Source organism: Corallococcus llansteffanensis (assembly GCF_003612055.1).
GTDB classification, from domain to species: Bacteria; Myxococcota; Myxococcia; order Myxococcales; family Myxococcaceae; genus Corallococcus; species Corallococcus llansteffanensis.
Genome location: NZ_RAWB01000641.1, coordinates 1 through 5,278, shown reverse-complemented (window position 1 = coordinate 5,278; position 5,278 = coordinate 1). Strand labels below are relative to the sequence as shown.

Annotated in this window: 2 protein-coding genes; both read right to left on the bottom strand. The window is 68.9% G+C overall.

Going from position 1 to position 5,278, the window contains the following annotated elements; all coding sequences use genetic code 11:
• Positions 1-205 precede the first annotated feature (205 nt).
• Positions 206-1,669 (bottom strand): tetratricopeptide repeat protein, encoded by a 1,464-nt coding sequence (locus D7V93_RS37120; RefSeq protein WP_341870987.1) that lies wholly within the window; start codon positions 1,667-1,669, stop codon positions 206-208.
• A partial coding sequence (locus D7V93_RS37115; protein ID WP_120647843.1) for a tetratricopeptide repeat protein occupies positions 1,666-5,278 on the bottom strand: 3,613 nt, incomplete at its 5' end. The genes D7V93_RS37115 and D7V93_RS37120, both read right to left, overlap by 4 nt.

Below are 5,278 nucleotides of genomic sequence, written 5' to 3'. Positions count from 1 at the left end.
GTCCTGCGCCAGGGCCGGGCCCGCCCCCAGCAACCCCACCGCCACCACCGATGCCAGCAGTCGCTTCATGTTCCGCTCTCCATTGCAGGGCTCGCACCAACTCCAAGTCCCTGGATTCTAAGGGAGTCGCCCGGCCGGTTGCACCTGGGGGGCTGGAGGAGGGAAGAAACTTCTCATTCCTCCAGCCAGGGCGACTGTTGTTTCTTCAGGGCGCGGGGGCCGCCGGAGCGGCCTCGGTCGCCTGCGTGCCCTCGGCCGCGGGAGCCTCGCCCGTGGCCTCCCCCGTGGCTTCAGACGGCGCCTGCTCGGGCGCGGACGTGTCCTGCGGCAGCTGGTTCATCACGGACGAGCCCGCGCCCCCGGTGGCGGCGGCGCCCTCCTTCTTGGGCTCGCCCTCCGCCTCCGCCGTGGCGGCGGCGGGTGCCGGCGCCGGCGGGTTCTTGAGCATGTTCTGCAGGCCCTGCACCTTGGCGGTGATGAGCTGCTTGTCCTGCGCGGACGTGGCGCCCAGCTCCTTGCAGCGATCCAGGAAGGCGATGGCCTTCTCGAAGCCCGCGCGGTCGGACGCGTACGCCCAGCCCGCGCCGCACACGGCCTCCGGCTGATCCGAGTGGCGCGCGAGCACCTTCTCGAACGCCTCGCCCGCGGCCACGCCCTTCTTGGGATCCAGCCCCTTCTGGCCGTCCAGCGCGTAGGCCAGGTAGAGCTGGCCGTCCACGCCCTCGGGGTCCAGCGCCAGGGCCTTGGCGAAGGCGCGTTCGGCGCCCGCGTAGTCGCGGTAGGAGAGCGCCAGCGCCCCCAGGTTGAGGTGGGCGGCGGCGAAGTTGTCGTCCAGCGACACGGCCTTCTGGAACTGGGCGAGCGCGCGCGGGCGGTCGTCCATCTTCAGGTAGATCATCCCCAGCGTGTTGGAGATGGCGGGGTCCTTCTCCGCGACCTTGCGCGCGTTGACGACGAGCAGCTCCGCCAGGCGGTACTGGCCCCGGTCGTACGCCACCAGCGCCAGCGTCTTGTACGCCTCCGGGTTGTCCTTGCTGCGCGCGAGCACGCGCCGCCCGGTGACCTCCGCCTCGTCCAGCTTGCCCGCCAGCCGGTACGTCGCGGCCAGCCCGTTGAGGACGGGCTCGTCGTGCTCGTGACCGGGCGTCTGGAGCGCCTTCGTGTAGAGCGCGATGGCCTCCTCGAACTGGCCGTCATGCCGGTGCATCAGGCCCAGGTTCATTACCGACGGCGTGTGGGCGGGGTCCAGGAAGAGGACCTTCTCGTAGGCGGCGCGAGCGTCCGCCGGGCGGCCCTGCTTCTCCGCGATGACGCCCAGGTTGAACTGGGCGTTGAGCGTCTTGGGCTCCTTCGCCACGACCTGCTCGAAGCCCTTGCGCGCGGCGTCCAGGTCCCCGGCCTCGTAGGCCTTCAGCGCCTCCGCGAACAGGTTGTTGGCGTCGCCCTTCTCCCCCACGACGGGCGCGGGAGTGGTGGGCACCGTGGCGGCGGGCTTCTCCACCGCGTTCATCGCGACGGGCGTGGGCCGGGGGCCCGTGGCGCACGCCGTGGTGAAGGCGAAGGCGAAGGCCCCGGCCAGGAGCATGCGCTTGGTGCGAAACCCGTTCATCTGCGTCGTCCCCATCCCCTTGAACTGGCTGCTGATGTCGCTGCTGTTCGTCGTCTTCACGGCTGCACCCCCTCGAGCAGGGCGGTGGGTTCGGACCGCGGACCCTCCGCGCCTTCCGGCGACGGGGCCGGCTTCGCGCCTTCCGGCTGCCCCGCGTCCTGCGCGGCGGGCTTCGGTTCCGCGGAGGCGCTGATGGGGCCATTGAGGTCCTTCAGCACGCCGGCGGCGATGCGCGAATCACTGCTGCCCCGGTACGTCACCGGCCGCACCTGGGCGTAGGCGCCCGGACGGAAGCGGTTGAGCTGGTCCTGCGCGGCCAGCGTCCACTCGCTGTAGATGCCCAGCTCGTAGGCCTTCTGGAGCCCCTTCTCCAGCGCCTCGCTGGACTTGTCCTCCAGGGGCAGCGCCAGCGTCTCCAGCTCGCCGCGGTACATGCTGAGCTGATCATCGTCCAGGCCGGACGGATCCGGCGAGTCCATGATGTTGCGCGCGAAGTCCGCGTACGCCAGGCCGATGCGCGTCAGGGCCGCGATGCCCCACTCGCCGGAGCCGGTGGCGAGCACTGCCGCGTACTCCTTCTCCACGCGCTGCATCTCGCGCTGCTTGGCCGTCAGGTCGCGGCGGATGGTGGAGACGCGCGTGAACTTGATGTCCGTGAAGCGCTTCCACGTGGGCTCCAGCGCCAGGAAGCGCGCGTGGCCGTAGGCGTTGAGCACCGCGGTGTCCTTGCGCACGGCTTCGGACAGCTTGTTCCAGCCGCGCACCAGCTCGTCCTGCGCCTTCTCCTGGCCGCGCACGTCCTTCATCTTCTGGTACGCGAGCAGCTCATGGTAGCGGGCCAGGTACGGCTGGCCCGCGGCGGTGCGCGAGTCCCGGCCGTAGGTGTCCACGAAGGCGCTGAAGGCGCGGGCCGCGTCGCCCCACTTCTTCTCCTTCTCCCAGACGAGGCCGAGGGAGAAGGCCACCTGGGGCACGTCCTTGCGGTCCTTGAAGCGCGTCAGGTAGCTGTTCCACGCGGTGACGGCCTTCTGGGATTCACCCAGGCCGTCGTACCAGACGCCCGCGTTGAAGAGGGCGTCCGCCACCCACGCGCCCGCCTCGTCCACCAGCGCCTTGCGCTCGGCGGCCTGCTGCTCGCGCTTGGAGCCCGCGTCCTCGGCCGCGCCCGGGGCGTCGTCCTTCTTCGCCACCGCGCCCTTGGCCTTCTTGTCCTTCTCCTTCTTCGCTTCGCGGGCCTTCATCGCCGCGTCGTACTCGGAGACGAAGGACTCCGACATGGCGGCGGCCTTCTTGAACTCGGCCACCTTCTCGTAGAGGCCAGACAGCGTGTAGCGGGCCTTCAGCTCGAAGGCGCTGTTCGGGTACTCCTTGAGGACGCGCTCGCCGGCGGTGATGCCCTTGTCGACCTCGCCCGCCTCCTGCGCGATGATCATCGCGTAGGTGAGCGCGCGGTCCGCGTTCTCCGACTTGGGGAACTCCGTCACGAAGGTGAGGAACAGCTCGGCGGCCTTCGCCGGGTTCTTCTCCTTCTTGTAGACGACCTCGTCCACGTACTTGTACTGGCTGCCCTCCACCACGCGGGCCACGCGTCCCGCGAAGTCCGAGCCGGGCTTGGACAGCTTCGAGTTGCCCAGGAACTTGCGCGACAGCGTGTTGAGCTCGAGCCACTCCTCGCGGCTCTCCAGCACGTACATGGTCAGGTCCGCGGCGTCGCGCGAGCGGCGCTCCTCCGGGAACTTCTCGATGATCTCCCCGAAGCGGCGGGCCGCGTCCACGAAGTGCGCGCGGTCGTAGAGGATGACGGCGGCCTGGTAGCGCAGGTCGATCTCATCCTGGTTGCCCGGGTACAGGCCGTTGTACGTGTCGCACGCGGCGACCAGGCGCTCCTCGAACTTCGTGAGCGGCTGCTCCGCCTGCTCCTTGGCGTCGCGCTTGACGAGCTTCTGCTTGGCGACGTCGCCCTTGTCCTTCTTCTCGTCGACCTTCTGGCCGTCCTTGAGGTCGCTCTTCGCTAGCTGGCCGCGTTCAATCTTGACGAGCTTGTCGTACGCGAGCACCGCGTTGTACGAGGCGCTCTTGCGGTAGGCCTCGTTGGAGACCTCGCGCGCGGAGTCGCGGTCCGGGATCTTGAAGGCCACGACGGCGTCGTACTCGGCGGCGGCGGCCTGCCACTCCTCCAGGGCCCAGAGGATTTCGGCGTAGAAGAAGCGGATGTTGAAGGCCGAGTCCGCGACGAACTCCGGGTTGTCGCTGGACGCGAACGCCTCCACGTACTGCTTGTAGATGTCGCGCGCGAGCCGGTAGGTCTCCACCTGGCGCGTCTTCTGCGCCTCCTGGTGGTACTCGGTCACCATCACGCGCATCGCCTCTTCGGTGACGCTGAAGGCGTTGCGCAGCACGCCCGCGTTGCCGGAGTTGGTGGTCCACCACTCGCCGCCCGGGCGGTAGAGGTCCACCATCCGCTTCATCTCCTTGCGGACCTGCTGGCGCTGACGCAGACCCTCGTACGCGCGCACCACCGCCTGCTGGTACTCGGGCGCGTTCACGCCCATGGGCGAGTCGTCGATGAGGGTGCGGTACACCAGGATGGCGCTGTCGAAGTGGCCCGCGTCCACCAGGCCCGCGGCCGTCTTCGCGAGCAGCCGGCCCTGGCGCTTCGGCGGCGCCTTCTCCTTGAAGTAGGCGAGCGCCTCCTTGGGCTGATCCAGCTGGACGTAGAAGACGGTCAGGTCGTTGAGCGCCTCCGTGCGCAGGTCGCCCAGCTCTTCACCGCGCTGGCCCGCGTAGTCCACCACCTCGTGGAGCTTCTTGAGGCCCGCGTCCAGGTCGCCCGCGTTGAAGTCACACCAGGACAGCTTGTAGGTCGCGTAGGCGTAGATCTTCGGGACGCCGGACTCGCGCGCCTTCTCGTAGTTGACCTTCGCGGGCGCGAGCTTGTTGTTCTCGAAGTAGTGGTTGCCCAGCTGGATGTACGCGTCCGGGACGAACTGCGACTTGGGGAAGTCGCGGATCAGCTCCTCGTAGCGCGCCACCGCGTCCTCGCGGCGGTTCAACTCGTAGAGGTTGTAGCCCAGCGAGAAGAGCACCTCGTCGCGGGCCGGGTACTCCGGGTACTCGCGGAGGATGTCCTCGTAGATGCGCATCGTCTCGGCGCGGTAGCGCTCCGAGTCACGGTGGTCCTGCTCCGGCGCCGTGGCCTTCTCACCGCGCGCCTGCGCCGCGTCGTAGGCCTTCTCCGCCGCGAGGAACTTCTCCATCTCCAGCTGGTAGAGGTACTTGGACTTCTCCCAGTAGAGCTCCGACAGGCGGTACTGCATCTCCGCCTTCTGGGTGGACGTCTCCTGCAGCTTGGGGATGAGGCGCTTGAAGCCTTCAATGGCCTCATCGCGCTTCTTGTCCGCGAGCGCGTCCTTCTTGGAGTCCGCGATGCGCGGCACGTCCGCGAACTTGGCCGAGGCGGGCTTCACCCGCGCCGGGCCCTTGCGCATGTCCTGGGGCGCCACCCCGGGAGGCAATTCCGCCTTCTTCGCCTCCTCCGGCTTCTTCGCCTCCTCCTTCTTGAGAGCGGCGTCGCCCTTCTTGCTCGCGGCCTTCGCCGCCGAAGAGGACTTCTTCGTCGCCACCTTGCGCGGCGGTGCCGTCGGCTCCGCCGCCTCCCCCACCCCACCA